Genomic DNA, 19,334 nt, shown 5'->3' on the forward strand with positions numbered 1-19,334 from the left:
GTAATCGCTTAGGTATGTTTCCAACACAGTCATGATTTGAATACACTGAGTAACCTTTTGAGGAAAGACATGTCAAACGAAATAGAAGTTAAGATTCCTGATATTGGTGGAGCGACTCAGGTTGATGTGATTGAAATAATGGTTCAAGTAGGAGATCAAGTAGAAGTTGATACTCCACTCGTTACTTTAGAATCAGATAAAGCTAGCATGGAAATTCCTTCTCCAGTTGCTGGGAAAGTCACAAAACTGAATATTAAAGTAGGTGATAAAGTATCTGAAGGTGATGTGATTCTTTTTGCCACAATTGAAGAAAAAGCGAATATTGAAAAAGAAAATGAAATTCAAGCTCAAGCTTCTAAAATAGAACCTGTCAATGTTGAGAAAAATGAGCCTATGGTTTCACAAGAAAAGAAATCTGAACAGGTAAAGGAAGTTAAAATTCCCGATATAGGTGGCGCAAGCCATGTTGACGTGATTGAGGTAATGGTTGAAGTTGGGGAGCAAATTGAGGTGGATACCCCACTCATTACTTTGGAATCAGATAAAGCCAGTATGGAGATTCCTTCACCGGTATCAGGAAAAGTTACTAAACTAAATGTTAAAGTAGGTGATAAGGTATCTGAAGGTGATTTGATTCTTTTAGTTGCTACAGAAAATGGCTCGCAAGCGGAAGAAAAAATAGCGCCTGCAGCTGAGCAGAAGCCAGCAAGTTCTCCTGAAACATCAAGCGCAATAGAGTTTAATAAAATCGAAGCAACTTCCCAGCAACCAGTTCTTACTGAGCAAGTAGATTCTTCAAAATTAATTGCTGCAGGCCCTGCAGTAAGACGCTTAGCTCGAGAATTTGGTGTGAATCTGGCGGAAGTTAAAGGTAGTGGTCGTAAAGATCGTATTACTAAAGAAGATGTACAAGCTTATGTGAAAAGGCGTCTTAGCGAACAACCAAATCAAGGTTCTTTTGGCATTCCACCTAACCCCGTAATTGACTTTTCTCAATTTGGTGACATTGAAACCAAGCCACTTAATAAAATTAAAAGGCTTACTGGAGTTAATGTTCATCGATCTTGGATAACAATCCCTCATGTCACCCAGTTTGATGCAGCAGACATTACCAATGTTGAAGCATTCAGGAAATCTGAATCAGAGCATGCTAAAGAAAAAGGATATAAACTGACATTGCTGGCATTCGTTTGTGCCGTAGTCAGTAAAGCATTAAAAACATTCCCTCAATTTAATGCATCTTTAGATGCCACTGGCGCCAATCTTATTTATAAAAAATATTGCAATATAGGTATTGCTGTAGAAACACCGAACGGTTTGGTTGTCCCTGTTATCAAAAATGTCGATAAGTTAACTGTTGCTGAAATTGCGGCTGAAATGACACGTTTAAGTACCAAAGCCCGAGATAAAGGCTTAATGCCAACAGATATGTCAGGAGGATGCTTTACTATTTCCAGCTTAGGTGGAATTGGTGGTACAGCATTTACACCTATAGTGAATAGTCCTGAAGTAGCTATCCTTGGATTATCTCGCTCGGAAATAAAACCCGTCTATGAAAATGGTACCTTCCAACCAAGGTTAATGCTGCCTTTGTCTCTCTCTTATGATCATCGTGTTATAGATGGGGCTGAGGCGGCGCGTTTTACTCGTTTTATTTGCGATTGCTTAAGTGATATAAGACGAATTTTACTCTAATTTTTTTTATAATATCTAATTGAAGAGGCTTGTAATGGCTAACAAAATAAAAGCAGATGTCGTTGTATTAGGAAGCGGCCCTGGTGGATACACAGCGGCATTTAGAGCAGCAGATTTGGGAAAAAAGGTAGTATTGGTCGAGCGTTATGATTCACTAGGTGGTGTTTGCTTGAACGTAGGTTGCATCCCTTCCAAGGCATTATTGCATATTGCAAAAGTTGTTGATGAAGCTCATGAAATGTCCGAACAAGGTGTTAGCTTTGGAAAACCCAAGTTGGATAGTAAAAAAATCGTTGCATGGAAAAATTCAGTAGTATCCAAATTAACAGGTGGTTTGAAGACATTAGCAAAACAGCGTAAAGTCGAAGTCGTTACAGGTTTAGGTAAGTTTTCAGGTACGCATCAAGTAACTGTCGCTACTAAAGATGGGGCAGTGGACGTTGAATTCGAAAATGCAATCATTGCAGTAGGTTCTGAATCCATTAACTTACCTTTTATTCCCGAAGATAAACGAATTTTTAGTTCAACAGGTGCTTTAGAACTTGCTGATATTAAAGGAAATTTGTTGGTTTTGGGTGGAGGAATTATTGGTCTGGAAATGGCTACAGTTTATGCATCTTTAGGTGTTGAAGTAACTGTTGTTGAATTTATGGATCAATTGATCCCAGGTGCTGATTTTGATTTGGTTAATGTTTTGCAAAAACGCATGCAGAAGAAGGGTGTTAAATTCCTTTTGAAAACCAAAGTAACTGCCGTTGAAGCCAAAAAAGATGGTATTTATGTCTCAATGGAAGGTGAACATGCAACAGACAAGCCACTTTGTTTTCAACAGGTTCTTGTTGCTGTTGGTAGAAAACCTAATGGTGGTGCAATTGATGCAGAAAAAGCTGGAATAAAAGTTGATGAGCGTGGTTTTATCAAAGTAGACAATCAACAAAGGACGAATGTATCACATATTTTTGCTATTGGTGACGTTGTTGGACAACCAATGCTCGCACATAAAGCAATTCCTGAAGGAAAAGTTGCTGCGGAAGTTATTGCGGGTAAAAAACATTACTTTGACCCTAAGTGTATTGCAAGTGTCGCTTATACCGATCCAGAGATTGCTTGGGCGGGTCTAACTGAAAAAGAAGCTAAAGAAAAAAGTATACGTTATGAAAAGGCTACTTTCCCCTGGGCTGCAAGTGGTCGTGCTCTTAGTATGGGGCGTGAAGAAGGGATGACTAAATTATTGTTCTGCCCTGATACGAATCGAATATTAGGTGCAGGAATTGTTGGAATTAATGCCGGTGACTTAATAGCTGAAGCGGCATTAGCTATTGAAATGTGTTGTGATGTTGAAGATATTGCTTTAACAATACATCCTCATCCGACACTTTCTGAGACTATTGCTCAAGCTGCGGAGGCATTTGAAGGAACAATTACTGATCTATATTTGCCAAAAAAGAAAAAAACTAATGAATAGTATGTAATACACAATCTGGGTGCAGCGAAGTGGTGCTGCCATTAAGTTAAGTGATTTGGACTATACTCTTTGTCATCTCCGCGAATGCGGAGATCCATTTTTAGAGCCTTTGCGGGGTGACAAAAATCTTGAACTTAATAGCAGTACGGGCGACGCAACATGGAAAATTATTGCAATAATCACCGGGACAGCACTTCATTACCGGGGTATGATTATTTGTTTAGGAGTGACAAGGATGACACTTAATATTCGCAGCATGAATGAATCAGATATTGATAAAGTTTATGCAATTGAAAAAGATGTTCATATTGCTCCTTGGTATAGGGACATTTTAAGGGATTGTGTACGTGTAGGGTATGATTGTCGTGTATTTGAAGTAGATGTTGAAAATAGTCTAATTATTGGTGGTTATATTATTTCTAGACATAGTAATAAGAGCTGCCATATTTTAAATTTCTGTATAGCTAAATCTTTTCAATCAAAAGGTTATGGGCGGCAGTTCTTAGAAAGAGTACTGCATTCATTAATTGAATCACAGCATATTGATTATGTGGTTCTTGAAGTGAGACCTAGTAATAAAGCAGCATTACATCTTTATAAAAGCATGGGATTTGAACAAATTGAAATTAAACCAGCTTACTATATAGAAAATAACCATGTTGAAGATGCAATTGTGCTAAAAAAAATATTATCTATTTAAAAATCAAATCCCAGGGAATGTTGCCAACTCATCTGGGGCACTTCGGCGGCGAGGTGAATTGGCAACAGTCCCTAAAAATCCAAGGATATTCTATAACGAAAAACTCCTACTCGTTACTTGATCATTAGCCTGTAGTATGAGCTTATATAAATTAACCTAGTTCAGGTCCTTCTTTTTGGGGTTCCTCATCAGTAATTTCTTCTATTTTAGGACCTATTTTTCTCATGTAAGGTAATGCCTCAATTGTTTTCATCATATGATCTCGAATGGCGTCCATATCGTTAACTGGAATATTGCTCGGTACATGTGAAAATACATATGTTTCATCATCATTTTCATACATACTGTTAAGTATTTCCAATATGCCAGATTTGGCTAAGTATTTTGCTTCATGCATCGTAATCACTCTGCCATCAGGAGGAATAAGTCCCATATCACGATTTCTTTGATTAACTAACTCAAATTCATCAGCAAGATAAGCATCATGCTCTGCAAAACCTACTTTAACAGAGCAAACTCTAAGTTTGTATCCTGGATTTTCAAAGCTTACTTCATGTAAAGGAGTCTTGATGCTTGTCCAATTACATAATAATTGACCTGGAACTGTTAGAAGATGAATTTGTTTTACATCGTGTATTCCTAATCCAACATATTTTTTACCAAAATTTCTAATCATAGTAATTTCAATGTTTTTTGCTGCCGTTTCCAAAACGTCCGTAAGCCCTTGGAATTCAGTATGCATTTCAGTTTCTAAGTCATAACGTTTTTTATAACGTTTATATAGCTCTTCGTGAGTACCCAGTATCTCTTTTGGATTAACAAAAAAAGGTGGCAGATTGGTTGTGACAATTGCTCCGGTGCTGGGTACAATGGTACTCATACTTGCATAAGTTCCACCAACTTGTAATGAGGGTGTAAACGAACCAAATCTGGTTGTGTTATTAAGAATAACATGTTCAGGAATGTTATAATGATCTTGTTTCTTTTTGCTGGGTGCGCATAAAAACTTTTTCATTTTTAGAAAATCGGCTACTTCATTATTGCTCATACCTCTAAATATCAGATTTTTTTTATTGTTCTTTTCTAGATGTGCAACAAAATTTGGAAATGTATCATGCCTCGAATGCAAATTTGTTTTATAAACCGCTTTAAAATCTTTTAAAATTGAACTTTGTCGAGTATTTAGATAATCTAATACAACATTGGAGTATGAGTACTCACCTTTGCGAGGTTGCCTTACATGGCTAAAAAATTGTTTTGCTTTCATCAAGAACACTCCAACGATTTAAAATAATCGAACTTAGATTCTTTGATTATAATTATAGCATTAAGTGTAAATATTGTTCTTGCTGGGAATGTATGTAAATAGAGATTAAAAATTGCAATAAATTATGGAACATAAGATAAAACTTAACGTTAGGAGAGGGAAATGAAACAGCATGCGCAAGGATTTTTAAAATTGGTTGCTGAATCCAAAAGTCGAATTAAAGAAATAACTCCAAAAGCATTAAAAGAAAAACTTGACCGCCATGAACCGATGCATCTCATTGATGTGCGCGAGCTTAATGAATGGGATACAGGCTATATTCCAACTGCAATTCACTTAAGCAAAGGAGTTATTGAACGAGATATTGAGAAAAAAATTCCGGACCTAAGTTCCCAAGTCGTTGTATATTGTAGTGGAGGTTTTCGATGTGCCTTGGTTGCAGAAAACTTACAAAAAATGGGTTATACAAATGTCTTATCATTGGAAACTGGAGTACAAGGCTGGCTTGATGAAGGATATTCGTTACAAAAATAGACAGGTTTGGTGCATTTTGAATTGGTATGAATATATGCTAGCTAACCTCTCTCGCAATGAGAAAGGTTAAGCATTCCAGATATGAAAATATCTTGCTAATCAGTCGCATGTTTAAAATTTATAGTATATTCGTTGTTCCAATGCCAATTTTTTCTCTGATTTGTTGTAATGACTAAGGATTTTACTTTTTTGGCGTCTAATTCGTGATTGTTCTTATAAAGTAACGAGAACTCAACTGTACTTTCAATGAGAGGCGAAAGAAGGAACGTTGACTTCGCCATGTTTGTAACAAGATGATACTTTTTTGTCGTACCATTGTTTAGATTCATAGTAATGTGTAATTGCTGTGGTTTAAAGACAATGGTTGCTAAAGATCCCAAAATGGTAGGGGTTATCTCAATTTCAGCAAATAGTAGTTGTGTTTCTGGTATTTCGACTGGCTCACCAAGAGAATGAGACTCTCTTTTTAATAAAGTGATGTTTATTGGATGTTCATGTTTCTTCCTTTTGAGAAATAGAAAATTATTCGTGGAATGAATAGGTTGGTAATTAGCCAGTAGTAAAGGCCAACTTGCACCATCCTCCAAAGAAGGGACTCGTTGATCAATTGGTTCAATCTTAAAAATGATATTATCAGGTTTATGTTTTCCTTGAAGATGTTTTCTATTATTCGCAGCTAAACCTGGATTAAAAGCAGAGTAGCTCTGAAAGATTGGACGTGGTGCCCAAGTATTGTGAGAGGATATTAAGTAGGCTTGATCGTAAGAATAAATATCTGTAGTGCCTTTTAAAATCGGAAAAGCAGCTTGATCGCGTATGAAGCTCATAGTAAGCGTATAGTTTTTTTCGAGCCAGGAAGAATCCTGTATTCTGTTTTTGAAGCCATGCCACGCTGACGAGTAAGTAGAGATGAAGTTATCCCGGATTGATATGTTTGTGTACTGACTATTAATGGAGAACCAAGTATTTAATGTAACAACAATGAGCAGATAGCTGGTCCAGGAGTTAATAATATAGGGTAAAAATAGTGTTGCAAGCAAAACAGAAGTTCCAGGTATAAAGGCATGACCCAAATGACGTGTAAAACCGGTTTTGAACGAAACAAATAAAAAAATAAAATAGACGCCCAATAAAAATATTTTGAGAGTAGCTGGTATTTGTTTGTTCAAGAAAATGGTTAAGAAAATTAATGAACAGGTAAGCAGATATAAAATGACTTCTTTCATATTTCCATCAGAGGACATTGCCTCAGTAAATCCTGAAGCGATAAAAAGTGAGTTGGTGAGGTAACCAGGTAGGGTGAGCAGAGATTGTCCCGCTGCCAACCAAAATAAAATGATTGATATTGAAGGAGAAACAAGGCAAATCAATGCGAGATTTTTTTCTTTATTGGCGAGAAAAAAAATGAAACAAAGAAGGAGCATAAGAAGACAAATAATTAGCATTGACCCTTTGATTAATGCCAATAAGCCCAATGGAGCGAAGAGAAAAAAAGCAAACAACAAAAGATAATTGCCTGTAATCTTATGTTCTAATGAGTTGATTTTTAAGCTGCACAATCCTGCAAGCAATGGATAAGAAAAAAACAGAGAATCCCTTGAATAAATCATCCCTAAAAATGGCACGCAATAAATTAGAGTCCAATACCATCTATTTTTTTTCATTAAAAAAAGTAAACACCCCCAGTAAGTGAATGCCAAGTAAAGACATCCAGCAATCATCATAAGATCAGTTGCTGGATGATAAGCCTTTGTATAAAGAGATGAATAGGGGCCCAGAGTAAATATTATTTCTTTGCCAAAAGCCAATCCTTGAGCGACAGCTTGGTTTAGTCCAAGTGCCCATGAAGGATCAATGCCTGGAGCTGGCATTTTGGGAGAAAAGGGGACAAAAGCAATTATTAGAGTAAGTAACAGCAACAATTGCGCCATAAAATCAAAGGGCTTATTTATTTTTTCAAGCAGTATCCTTGGTATGTTCCTCAATGTAGTTGTCCATAAATCAAATTTTTTAGTAGTGTAGCTTGGGTGATATAATGGAACAACCCTATCATAATATGTTGCTGGGTGAAGGGAAATGTAACCCGGGTCTGGCGGTTATATTCACATCCTGTACTCCTCGGTTATGTTATGCTGCATCCAACCAATCAGATTTTTAAATTCTTCTAAAACAGGAATGTCAGTCCTAAAGAAACTGTATTCGAAATGTCTGGTGTCGTACTTGTATCTTCAATTGTTTTAAATGCACCATAATCATGTTCGTTTTCATATTCAGCAAACAAACTTAGACCGGGTAAAAGGCGATAATAAGGCCTAATTGTATAACGCATCTGATTCAAACCACTGCCAATTTGAGCGTTGACCACGGTTTTAGTTGCTAAAATACTGCGAACACCCGTTCTTATAAAAAAATTATTGGTAATTTGCGTATCCCGCGATAGTTCAATATCAAATTTAACGCTGCCATTATAAAAATAAGTTCTTAGGTCGGTGTCAATGAAAAATGGCATTAATCCTTCCAGGCCAAGGCCTGCTTGCCAATAAGGATTGGTGGCAGGTTGATTAAAATAGTTCACTCCACCTTTAACTGCCCAAAATTGACTGATTAAATGCCAGTAAAATATATCAATATCCGCATTTTCAACTACACCTTTATACACCTCAGCATCATTGGTAAATAATTCTAATTTATTATAATCAGGGCCATACAAGCCCTTGTAAGTAAGACGTTGGGAGTCATGTAATGGATCCGCCCCCACATCAACAAAAGTTGAAAACCAAAAACCTGCGCCATGAGCCATAGGATGCTTCACCAAATGTAAATTAATCGGTCTAATTGCTTCATCGACTCTGATGATGGGGCGGTTATAATAAGCAGTATCCTTCTCAATGTCTTCCGGTTTGGCTTTACCTTCTGCGATGTTGACTATGGTTGTATATTGAAAGACCCGGCTCATTCCCGTCATCATATGATAAAGCATATGACAATGGAAAAACCATTGGCCGCTTGCATCAGTATCTACATCTGCAGTTATTGTGGCTCCTGGTGGAATATCCAGTGTATGTTTCAAAGGATCATAGGAATCCTTTCCAGTTCTTAATATGAACCAATGGCCATGAATATGCATTGGATGATGCATCATGGATGTATTAGTAAATACAAAGCGATAACGTTTCCCAGGTTTCAATGGAATCGGTTTAGCCTTATAACCAGGTACACCATTGATGAACCAGATAAATTGTCCCATATAGCCAAATAACTCCAATTTAATTATCCCTTCTACGGGTTTATTGGGATTATTGGTCGGAACTGCTGCAGTTAAATCACGATATTTTGTTTCCAATGACGTCATAAAGGATGAGTCAGAAGATGAGATTGTATCCCTAAAACGGGTTGGTTCCGTGGGCATTTTCATATTCATGGAATGCCCCAAATGCATACTATGATCCATGTTCATAGAGTGCATTTGTTTCATTGAAGACTTTGCTGTGGTTTGCTTTTGTTGGCTCATAGGTAGGGCACCATGATACATGCCACCCATCATAATATTCATCATTTCTCTACTGACAGGGATGGGCTCCGGAAACTGTTTGACATGACTGAAATCAACAGTTTGATTTGGTGTGGTTTTTAAAGCGCCGTATGCATTTCCTACAGTGTCTTTTGATCCGGCATAAATGATATAGGGTTTATTTTTTTCTATTTTTACTAAAACATCATAGGTTTCAGCAGGAGAAATTGTTAATTCTTTAGTCGAATAAGGTTTTACATCGTTTCCATCTGCTTGTACGACTTTCATGATAGAGCCAGGTATTTTGATACGGAATATTGTGCTACTTCCAGCATCAATAAATCTCAGTCTAACGATATCACCCACTTTAATGGGGGCAGTCCATGGGGTGGAATTAGGATGTCCATTCATTAAAAAAGCATCGAAGGCAACATCACTAATATCATATATGCTCATGCGCATTTGCTGCATGCTTTTATAATCGGCAAGGAGACTTTGTCGTTCACTTTTAGATGCTTTACGATAATCATAAATAAATTTTGCAAGTGATGGTTGTAGCGGAAAGCGAGGTGAATAATAATCACCAGATTTTTTAAGATTAGCTAAAACTCGGTCTGGTTTGGTATTAATCCAATCCGATAAAACGATCACGTAATCTTTAGTATAGGTATAACGGGGCGATTTTTTTGGTTCAATCAAAAAAGCGCCATATAAACCCTGTTGCTCTTCCAAACCGGCATGTGCATGGTACCAATAAGTACCAGACTGCTTCAAAGTGAATTGATAGTGGAAGACCCCGCCCGGAGGAATTTCAGTTTGTGCAACTCCTTCCACCCCATCCATTTGCCAAGGTACCAAAACACCATGCCAATGCAGGGCTGTTCCTTTATCCAGATGATTGTAAACATTAATAGTCACTTGATCGCCTTCTTTAAAACGTAAAGTAGGGGCTGGAATTTGATTATTTACAGCAATAGCTTTGGCTGGTTTATTGTCAAAGTATACAGTTTTATAACTAATTTCTAAATCAATAGTCTTTTGTGCTGCACATGCAGGAAACGCGAGCAAAAATGGAATCAGGTATTTAAAAACATGATATTTTTTAAGTTGTGAATTACGAAACCCCATCTTGCCATCCTTTAATGCAGTTGCTTTTATCCTATAGATTTAGACGTGATACAATATCATTTACATCAAATGGAAAACAGTGGGGGCTTTGGATTGGCACAAAGTCTAAGTTAAATATTATATAGAAAGAAATGATCGATAATTAAGGTATATTTGAGTCTTTATCATTATAAAATTCCTGGTTTTGTACTAGTAGGCTCTTCATCTAATCGAGTATGAATAAATGATTCTTCAAGTTTATAGATTTTTTTAATTGCCGCAGCCTCAGTGATTGCCGCATTTGTAGCGATTTCGATTTCTAAAGGAGATAGGTTCAAATGTTGCTGTAACCTGAATAGGGCTTGGGAAAAACTAGTAATTTGTCCATTACTTGCTTCTTCTAATGTTTTTCCTTGATACGCATTATTGAGCATCGGAGCTGAGTATGGCTCTAATCTTTTTGCAACACTCATTGCTTGAAATGCTTGAAGAGATAAATTTCGTCCAACTAAATTAGTTTCATTTTGATATTTAAGTAACTCTTGATAAACATTAGCCAATAATAAATAGCCTGGTGATAAATAATATTTTGCGGCGATTTGTGCGTAAATAATTATTTTTTGTGCAATCTGCTCATCAAATTCATGGTGCAATAAATTTAATCCACCTGTGCATAACGCATTCAAGGCAAAAAAACATCCATAGCTGCCTGAGGCCGCTAAAAACTCTTCCGCATCATCATAACATTTCTGTGTGTGCTCCATGTCTTTAAAAAATTTTCTATAATTTTCATAAAGATAAAGTCCTTTTAGCAGTTCAAAGCATGAGGAAACAGTAGGCATGGGTTGATATTCATGTACTGGTTCATGATTTAATGCGGCATTTTCTTTTGGATTAACACCACATAGGCGCCATATTTCCTCCCAATACCATTTAAATTCTGGGGCTTTACATATCGCATCAATTTCGGTGTTATTCATAGCAAGCTTGAATAACACCTCATGATCTGAATTTTCAATGATTTGACTAAAAAAATCAGGATCTAATCGTTTTTTTAAACTTAGTAACTTCATTTGCTGGTATTTTTCTTGAGCATTTAACTCAAGAAATTTAGCTAATTGCATATTTGATTCCAAATCGAATTGTTTGAGGAACACACAAAATATTAATATTTTCCCTACAAAATGAAGAACATGAGCGAATTATGTTCTTATCTCAGCAATTAATTGTACACCCTGTTCCTCTTTTTCTATAGTATCCTTAGATTTTTTATCAGCATGGACAGATGAAACAAAGATATCCGCATCTTTGGTTGTTCTTTGTGGGCCAAGCCAGGATAAGAGTTGTTGTTTGGATTTAGTAGAAACAGCTTGATTCTCTGTTTTCAATACTAGATGTCCATGTCCTTTAATTTCAATGATTTGATCCAGTTTATGTTTCTGTAAAAGAGTTTGAATCATTGAATGTGATGCACCACAAGTACTTGCTTTTCTAGCATTTAACAAGTCCTCTACAAAACCAGCAGCCACTTTCTCTTCAACACCCACTTTTTCCAAGTATTTAACGATTAAATATTGGCTATCCATGTTTGCATTGATGCTGGTTGGAGTAAGACCACGCCAAAAATTATAACACTTGATTTGTGCTCTGGAAGGAGGCATTGATCCAGGACCTACATCACCTCCAATGTTTTCTGATTGGAGCCATTTCCAGGTGGCATTCATATACTCCTTTTCTCGAACTGCCATGGCAGCTGCACCGAAGAAAATTACTTTTTTATCAGGAGAACATACATTAAGTACCATACCATTTTTATCATAAACAAGTGACAGATCGGCTTCGATTTCCTTGCAAATGCCTCTCATAAGATTGTCATCTTGTCCGACAGAGTAAATTAATTGATCACATTCAATAGATAATGCTTTTGTTTTATTCTTGGCATTTTTAGCAATGGAACTATCGGTTATAAATGTTAATAATAACTTTCCATTGCTTTGATGTTCAATTTTTATTAATTTGGCCAGCATTAATTCTCCACGTAACTGCGCAGTGGATAATGCAGTCGTAGCAAGTTTGCCCGTACCGGCTTTATCAAATTGCTTTGCTATCCAGATAACAGAGTTTTGTTGATTTGCTTTATTAAACTCCATATCTTCAGTTCGTTTATCATGACCAAAAAAACCTTTTCTATAACATGCCGCAGCAGTTCCCCCACCTCCATAGATCACAATTTTTCTTGGTGCCTTACCATGTTCTTCTGTATCCGTTAAAATAAATTGATTACCATCCACAATCGGTGTGAATCCTTTCTGAGGATCCAGTTTGTTTAAGCAATTAAATTCAGAAGATGAGAGTAATGATCCTGAAATGATATTTCGTGCAGGCCCAAGACCTGTACAAATGCTTAGTTCGTTTGCATAGATATTTTTTGCTCCATCAGGTGTACTCACAACCAAGCGATATTCCTGGTCTGGAGATTGCCAATCGCATAAATGGTTACTTCTTTTTTCAACTCTTAATACTGTGGCTCGTAATAAAGGAGCTTCAGTAAAACCAAGATTCACCTGATTTGCCTGGTAGACATGTCGGCCATTAGCATGAGGATTTTTTTGATAATAACCTGTAGGCAAATATATGGATGGGTTTTCTTTACATGCTGTTCGTTCAAGAATGCTGTGTGGTTGAGCAAGTGTGTAATCATGCTTCCAATTGCCTGGATCTTCACCGATCATTAAAATTGGAGGAAGCTCTCCATTAGCTAAGAGTGCTTGGCTGGTTCCATGATGTGCTTTATATTGTTCCAGCCAAAGTGTAGTTCCAGTATCACCTGAGCCAATAATTACTTGTGGAACCACTGCAAATTCTTTATTTTTTAGCACCCGTAAAATATTACTATTGATTTGCTGTACATTTTCTTGAGCCATTTCAAGGCGATCATAACCTTTTGTTACTTTGGTTAAATCATCTTCAGCTGATGTGTCAACAGCGGTTGGTTGGGTTGTATTAACTGTGTTTCTTTTTCTTTCGCTACTAACAAAGTTATCTATAAGCTCATCTTTTAGGGTGATTTTATAAGCATATACGTTATTGTAAGTTGTGATTGCTTTTTTGAGTATTTGAATGCATTGTTCTGGTGTGTATGTTTCTTTAAAAATGTGCGTATTTTGGTGAATTTGTTTAATAAGCTTATCAAAATTAGTTATTAAATCCTGGGTGGTACGGATTAAATTATGATTTAGTAACGAACAAATAGAGTTTATCTCGTTTTGTCTTATGTCTTTGGGAATGGAGCTTTTACCCATCTTTCACCTCTCAAGGCTGTTTAAAAAATGCACGCCTTGGTGGATTGTATCAAAAAAGTATTAAGAAATTATTAATGAGTCAAAATGGTTATTTAACTTCCATTTTGAAAATGGTTTATATCAGCAGAGAAACAGATAAAAAATTGGCATTTAAAATTAATCTTGAATAAGATAACACTAAATTTTTAAGGTGCTTTTTATAAAATGTCACGAACTCAACGACTATTGGACTTAATTCAGATATTAAGACGGCACCGTTTTCCAGTAAGCGGAGTATCGCTTGCCCAGGAGTTAGGAATTAGTCTCCGTACTTTGTATCGCGATATTTCGATGTTGAAAGGACAGGGAGCCCCAATTGAAGGGGAGGCGGGTATGGGGTATCTCTTGCGACCAGGATTTACCCTTCCTCCGCTCATGTTTACTACCGATGAAATTGAAGCTATAGTTCTTGGATCACGCTGGGTCGCGGATCGAACAGATACTCAACTTAAATCTGCTGCACAAAATGCATTGGCTAAAATTGCAGCGGTTCTTCCCAATGAATTACGTGAACAATTAGACATTTCTGGACTTCTTATTGCTCCTGGAAAGGTCACCGAAAGTAAGGACTCTGATTTAATTCAAATTAGAAAAGCAATACGATTGGAAAAAAAACTACAACTTATCTACCAAGATGTAAATGAAAATGCTTCGGAGCGGATTATTTGGCCATTAGCACTGGGTTTTTTTGACCAAGTCCGTATTCTTATTGCATGGTGCGAACTAAGACAAGATTTTCGACATTTTCGAACAGATCGTATTATTGAATTAAATCTTACAGAAACAAGTTATCCTGAACGTCGCCAATCTCTTTTGAAACAATGGAAGGCAACTCTTGCTGTGAATAAGTCTCAGTAAATATCAGTTTTCTACTGACAAAAACTGTCACTATATTCGATTACACTTGTAACTTCTCTAATGAATTGGTAATGGATCATGAGTAAAAATTGGCTGGCAGTTGCTTGTGCAGAACATGTTCGTTTGGGTAAACAAATAGGAATTATGCAAGTTTGTCATGGCAAACGTGCTCCTTTAGAGCGGATACATCCAAATGACTTTGTTATCTATTACTCTCCAACAATCAGTTTTCATGGTAAAGACAGATTGTGCTCATTTACAGCAATAGGAATTGTAAATTCTGGGGAACCCTATCAAGTTGAAATGAATAAAGACTTTCATCCTTTTCGAAGAAATGTACAATGGGCAAGGGCGCTTGAAATACCTATTGCTGCTTTACTTCATGATCTTGATTTTACGAAAAATAATAAAAATTGGGGTTATCAGTTGCGGTATGGATTAATTCCAATTAGTGAACATGATAAGTCAATTATTGCCGCTGCAATGCATGCTCAATGGTCATAAACTTAAGGGATAACTCATTATGATACATAATACGCCTCAACTTATTCAAATCGAATCTTTTACCGTAATGGGATTGAGTGAACGAACCTACAATTCCAATGAATTTAATCCTCAAACAGCAAAAATTCCAGAGCTTTGGCAACGATTTTATGCGTTACAAATACCTGCAAAAAAATCTAATTCACTGATTTATGGAGTATATTCTGATTATGAATCAGATAGTAATGGTCTTTATACTGTTACTGCTGGAATCGAACTTGATGATTTGGCAATAATAAATCATTTTTGTACCGTCAATGTAAAAAAAGGGAATTATCTTGTTTTTAAAAATTCAGGTCCTATGCCTAAAGCAATAATCGAAACCTGGCAAGCAATTTGGCTTTATTTTGAAACTCAATCCAATGTTATCAGAGCGTATGAGACCGATTTTGAGGTGTATATGGGGCAAGAGCAATGCGCAATTTATATTGGGGTTAAATCCTTTTAAAACTAAGGTTCATGATGTAAATAATTCGTTTATCGTCTTGATGCAGTGAAAAAATAACCGGAAAAATATCATGGTTCTATTTCACTGCATAAGGCATTACTTAATTGATACTATGCAATTGTCCGAATAATCCCGCCATCTACACGAATACTCGCTCCATTGGTAGCAGAAGATAATGGACTGCATAAGAATACAACCATATTGGCAATTTCTTCAGGGGTAGAAAATCGTTTGATTAGCGAGGTTGGTCTTAAATCCTCAAAAATTTCTTTCTCAATTTGTTGTGTTGATTTATTTTGTTGTTTTCCAAGATCGCTTACAAATTGGCTAATACCTTCACTGCTAGTAGGGCCGGGGAGAACTGAATTGACGGTGACATTAGTTCCTTTTGTTGTCTCCGCCATACCTCGCGCAATGGCAAGCTGTGCCGTTTTACTCATCCCATAATGCACCATCTCTTTAGGAATTTGTACCGCTGATTCACTTGAAATAAATATAATTCTACCCCAGTTTTGCTTTAGCATAGGGGTTATATAATGACGACTTAAGCGAACACCACTCATTACATTGACCTCAAACATATGCAGCCATTCCTCATCTGAAATATCAATAAAGGGCTTGGTGTTGTAAATGCCGGCATTATTGACAAGAATATCTACTGTGGGTATTTGCTTCATTAATGCTTCTGTTTCACTTTTTTTACTTAAATCAGCCGGTCCTGCAATCAAATTGGCTTCGGGATTGTGTGCTTTTATTTGTTGCATTGCCTCATTTACTCTATCCTTGGTTCGGCCATTAATAACAACTGTTGCGCCTTCCTCAGCTAATATTTGCGCGATTGCAAAACCTATTCCGGCTGTGGAACCTGTTACTAATGCTGTTTTACCTTTAAGTTTTAGATCCATGATTTATTTCCTGAAATCAATCGGTTGAAATGAAAGTCACCTATTTATAGGTTTAATCAGAAAGATTAGCAAATTTTTTTTAATTTTTAATTTTTTTATAATTAATTATTCTTATAGGAGAATGATGTTTAGAAGAAAGATAGTTATGAACAATCTAAGCTTCTCTCAGAACTTATGGCTGAATTATCAGGTTTAGTTTGGAAACCTCATGAGCAACTTCTTTAAATATTAAAGCCTTATATGTATAGTCTAGTCCTAATTTATTAAAAAATATTAACTTTTATAAATATATATAGTTATTTATAAAGGATAAAAAAATGTTGCTTCATGCTTGTTATAAAACATATTGGTAAGCAAAGAATTAGGTATTTTTTGAAATTGTTTTATTGTCGCTAACTCAATTTTGCCTTGTAATTTTATGGTAAAAATGAGTTGTTTTGCTTTTCCAGAATCTATCCATTTCATGATGAGCGCATAAGCTCGCTCAGGATAACAGGCGACATCCGATAAAACCCAATCATAACTGTGTTCCAACTGCATCGGGTCTATAGCGAAGGCGCTTTGTTGCAAGTAGTTAATGCGTGGTAGTTTGGCAATTTTAGGGTCTAATAAAGCTTTATCAACCGCAGTTACTGATGCCCCCAGCGATTGCATGACATAAGTCCATCCTCCAGGAGAAGCCCCTAAGTCCAGTGCTTCATCACCCGGTTTGGGATACTTCCCTAACAGAGTAAGTGCTTCCCACAGTTTCAAGTAGGCTCGATTAGGGGGATTTATTTTATCTTCAATAAAATTGCATATTCCATGCGGCCATTTTTTTTGCGTTTTGCGCTATAAATCAACGTATTTTTATCTAATAAGCTAAATGCTCCTATTGAGGGAATTTCAGATTCAATAGGAAAATGACGCATGAGCGGTGGAACCTGACGTAATTGTTCTTCGATTAGTCGAGAGCGTCTGATGTTAGAAATAGGGTGCAAATACCAAAATTTTCCGGCTTGGCGAAGAATTCGTACGGCTTCTGAAATTGATTGAAAAGTTACTTTTTGAGGTTCTAACCAAATATCTTGAGCAAAGCATACATCTAGTTTTTTATGAGGGGAAAAAACCAAATCTTCTATAATGTGTGAAACTTCACCTAATTCTTGAGATAGTAATGTTAGAAATTCTGGTTTAGTTACATAGATAGCAGCAATTTTATCCATAAGTTGAACTTAAAATACGGTTTAAAAAAACGATATATTATCATTATGATCGTATAGGAAACGAGTCTATGCAGATAAAAAATAATTGATGAACTCTAAGAATAATATGGTCTAACAGTAGACCTGATTAAGAATATGTATATCAGGACTTTTCCGTATAATTTTCTCTAGCCTCAAGACCCAAGGCCGCACCAAATTTCTGCGCAGCAGAAATGAAACTGCAAAAAGCAATTAATTCTGCAATTTCTGCCTCAGAGAAATATTTTTTTAAGCGAACGATTTCGTTATGAATGACATAGTATTTTTCCGTGCTGTTTCTCATCTGATACAAAAGTATATGTATAAATGTGCGCATTTTAAATATGTAGTGAAGTCTTTCTGGTTTCTGGCACAAGTTTCCTGGATTACAGCCAAAACTTTATTATAAGTATAATATACACCCCGCAAACAATGTCTAAAATTAAACCATATAGTGTGGTAGTGATTTATTAATGCTACTGAATGGCATTAATCAGACTTGAGAAATAGGGCAGTTGTTCTGGCCGATGATACCGAGCAAGAGAAGCAGAGTGTTCAAATGGTCGTCCTTGGTTAAGAACGTGTAAGGTATACTCGATTGGTTTACTGATGAAAAAGACAACTTGTCTTTTTCATCAGTAATTGCTTTATTTCACATATACAGTACTTGCTGCTGGACCGTCATTACTTCTTGCCTCAACAAAACTAACTCTTTTTCCTACTTCTAATTTATTGAAATCATAATCGATTACACTTTTACTGGTAAAACGAAGTCTTCTACCATCAATTGTTTCAATAAAACCATAATCAGCCAGAGGCGCTATTTCACGAACGAGCCCTATGGGTGGAAGTTCGTGATGTTTTATTTCACCACGTTGTTTATGAACGTATTTTTTTAGTTGCCGTGTCATAGCAAGAAACTTATCTCTTATTGCTACATAAACGTCTTCATAAGCATGATTTTCTGCAAGATCTCGGTTCACTACGAGTTCTGCATTTGGAACAACAAGATCAATACGTACATGAAAAATTCTGCCTTTATTGTGATGTCGATGCGTTTCAATGCTTACGCTACAACTAATAATACCGTCAAAGTACTTCCCTAATTTTTCAGCATGCTTGCGTACATTACTCTCAATAGCTTTTGAGTACCGTAGATTATTGAATATTATTTGTATAGGAAAATATGCTGAATTGTTCATTGTTTGCTCCTTATATCTCATACATCAATAACGATTATTTAAAGCTATGTTCTTTGTTTTGCTTCTTTTTTTTGTTGAAATTTGATTACATCAACCATTTTGACCATTGTCTCAGCTAGAATTTCAATGAAATCATCAAGAGTAATTATACCTATAAGCATTTTGTCATGATTGACAACCGGCAAACGGCGTATTTTTTTTGAATGCATCATTTCAAGCGCATCAAAAAGGCTGTCATTTTCAAAGACGCAACTAAAGGGTTCGGTGAGAATATCTCGGACTAACAATGAGTCAGGTTTAACACCTGCCGCCATAACCTCGACGACTAAATCACGATCGGTAACAATACCTATTGGCACCTTTTTATTTTCTTGTTCCTCAAGCAAAACTAAGTCTCCAACATGATGGGAACGCATGAGATCCGCAGCATTTTTTACTGATTCATAATCATTGATGACAACTACATCCCGGTTACAGTATTCGCCAACTCTCATAAAGGTCTCCCAAAATAATAGTTGCTATCGTTTTTTGCTTC

The 19,334-nt window shown here is 36.3% G+C and carries 15 protein-coding genes and 1 pseudogene; 7 read left to right on the forward strand and 9 right to left on the reverse strand.

Annotated elements, in window-relative coordinates:
• The first annotated feature begins 69 nt into the window (after window positions 1-69).
• The 3 genes from aceF to rimI all read left to right on the forward strand — a co-directional run bounded on the left by aceF (window position 70) and on the right by rimI (window position 3,860).
• On the forward strand, window positions 70-1,695 hold the full coding sequence (gene aceF, locus ELY20_RS13960; protein WP_110143431.1) for a dihydrolipoyllysine-residue acetyltransferase: 1,626 nt from the start codon (window positions 70-72) through the stop codon (window positions 1,693-1,695).
• 34 nt (window positions 1,696-1,729) lie between these two features.
• Complete coding sequence (gene lpdA / locus ELY20_RS13965) at window positions 1,730-3,160, forward strand: dihydrolipoyl dehydrogenase (RefSeq protein ID WP_110143430.1); 1,431 nt, start codon at window positions 1,730-1,732, stop codon at window positions 3,158-3,160.
• A 235-nt stretch (window positions 3,161-3,395) separates the two neighbouring features.
• Window positions 3,396-3,860 (forward strand): ribosomal protein S18-alanine N-acetyltransferase, encoded by a 465-nt coding sequence (rimI, locus tag ELY20_RS13970; protein WP_110143444.1) that lies wholly within the window; start codon window positions 3,396-3,398, stop codon window positions 3,858-3,860.
• Window positions 3,861-4,011: 151 nt separating this feature from the next.
• Here rimI and ELY20_RS13975 read toward each other — a convergent pair whose 3' ends face one another.
• The gene (locus ELY20_RS13975) at window positions 4,012-5,127 is read right to left on the reverse strand and encodes a hypothetical protein (RefSeq protein ID WP_110143429.1); all 1,116 of its coding nucleotides are present in this window, start codon (window positions 5,125-5,127) and stop codon (window positions 4,012-4,014) included.
• A 162-nt stretch (window positions 5,128-5,289) separates the two neighbouring features.
• Between ELY20_RS13975 and ELY20_RS13980 the strand changes: the two genes are divergently transcribed.
• Window positions 5,290-5,661 (forward strand): rhodanese-like domain-containing protein, encoded by a 372-nt coding sequence (locus ELY20_RS13980; RefSeq protein WP_110143428.1) that lies wholly within the window; start codon window positions 5,290-5,292, stop codon window positions 5,659-5,661.
• A 95-nt stretch (window positions 5,662-5,756) separates the two neighbouring features.
• Here ELY20_RS13980 and ELY20_RS13985 read toward each other — a convergent pair whose 3' ends face one another.
• The 4 genes from ELY20_RS13985 to ELY20_RS14000 all read right to left on the reverse strand — a co-directional run bounded on the left by ELY20_RS13985 (window position 5,757) and on the right by ELY20_RS14000 (window position 13,581).
• The gene (locus ELY20_RS13985; RefSeq protein WP_233590601.1) at window positions 5,757-7,592 is read right to left on the reverse strand and encodes a hypothetical protein; all 1,836 of its coding nucleotides are present in this window, start codon (window positions 7,590-7,592) and stop codon (window positions 5,757-5,759) included.
• A gap of 233 nt (window positions 7,593-7,825) precedes the next feature.
• Complete coding sequence (locus ELY20_RS13990) at window positions 7,826-10,300, reverse strand: multicopper oxidase domain-containing protein (RefSeq protein ID WP_110143426.1); 2,475 nt, start codon at window positions 10,298-10,300, stop codon at window positions 7,826-7,828.
• A 167-nt stretch (window positions 10,301-10,467) separates the two neighbouring features.
• The gene (locus ELY20_RS13995; protein ID WP_158618889.1) at window positions 10,468-11,403 is read right to left on the reverse strand and encodes a DUF5630 domain-containing protein; all 936 of its coding nucleotides are present in this window, start codon (window positions 11,401-11,403) and stop codon (window positions 10,468-10,470) included.
• Between the two features lie 78 nt (window positions 11,404-11,481).
• Window positions 11,482-13,581, reverse strand: a complete 2,100-nt coding sequence (locus ELY20_RS14000) for a hypothetical protein (protein WP_110143425.1) — start codon at window positions 13,579-13,581, stop codon at window positions 11,482-11,484.
• Between the two features lie 204 nt (window positions 13,582-13,785).
• Here ELY20_RS14000 and ELY20_RS14005 point away from each other — a divergent pair, with 204 nt between their 5' ends.
• The 3 genes from ELY20_RS14005 (at window position 13,786) to ELY20_RS14015 (ending at window position 15,469) form a co-directional block, all read left to right on the forward strand.
• The gene (locus ELY20_RS14005) at window positions 13,786-14,478 is read left to right on the forward strand and encodes a helix-turn-helix transcriptional regulator (protein WP_110143424.1); all 693 of its coding nucleotides are present in this window, start codon (window positions 13,786-13,788) and stop codon (window positions 14,476-14,478) included.
• 78 nt (window positions 14,479-14,556) lie between these two features.
• Window positions 14,557-14,982 (forward strand): EVE domain-containing protein, encoded by a 426-nt coding sequence (locus tag ELY20_RS14010; protein ID WP_110143423.1) that lies wholly within the window; start codon window positions 14,557-14,559, stop codon window positions 14,980-14,982.
• Window positions 14,983-15,001: 19 nt separating this feature from the next.
• Window positions 15,002-15,469 (forward strand): GyrI-like domain-containing protein, encoded by a 468-nt coding sequence (locus tag ELY20_RS14015; RefSeq protein ID WP_110143422.1) that lies wholly within the window; start codon window positions 15,002-15,004, stop codon window positions 15,467-15,469.
• 110 nt (window positions 15,470-15,579) lie between these two features.
• On the opposite strand, the gene ELY20_RS14020 is transcribed toward ELY20_RS14015, so the two are convergent.
• The 4 genes and pseudogenes from ELY20_RS14020 to ELY20_RS14040 all read right to left on the reverse strand — a co-directional run bounded on the left by ELY20_RS14020 (window position 15,580) and on the right by ELY20_RS14040 (window position 19,293).
• Complete coding sequence (locus tag ELY20_RS14020) at window positions 15,580-16,374, reverse strand: SDR family NAD(P)-dependent oxidoreductase (protein ID WP_110143421.1); 795 nt, start codon at window positions 16,372-16,374, stop codon at window positions 15,580-15,582.
• Between the two features lie 300 nt (window positions 16,375-16,674).
• Window positions 16,675-17,579 (reverse strand): annotated as a pseudogene (locus ELY20_RS14025) (SAM-dependent methyltransferase).
• Window positions 17,580-18,244: 665 nt separating this feature from the next.
• Window positions 18,245-18,799 (reverse strand): HPF/RaiA family ribosome-associated protein, encoded by a 555-nt coding sequence (locus ELY20_RS14035; RefSeq protein ID WP_110143419.1) that lies wholly within the window; start codon window positions 18,797-18,799, stop codon window positions 18,245-18,247.
• 44 nt (window positions 18,800-18,843) lie between these two features.
• Window positions 18,844-19,293 carry a CBS domain-containing protein gene (locus ELY20_RS14040; protein ID WP_110143418.1) on the reverse strand — a complete coding sequence of 150 codons (450 nt, stop codon included), beginning with the start codon at window positions 19,291-19,293 and terminating at the stop codon, window positions 18,844-18,846.
• Window positions 19,294-19,334: the final 41 nt, after the last annotated feature.

Source organism: Legionella qingyii (assembly GCF_003990155.1).
Lineage (GTDB): Bacteria > Pseudomonadota > Gammaproteobacteria > Legionellales > Legionellaceae > Legionella > Legionella qingyii.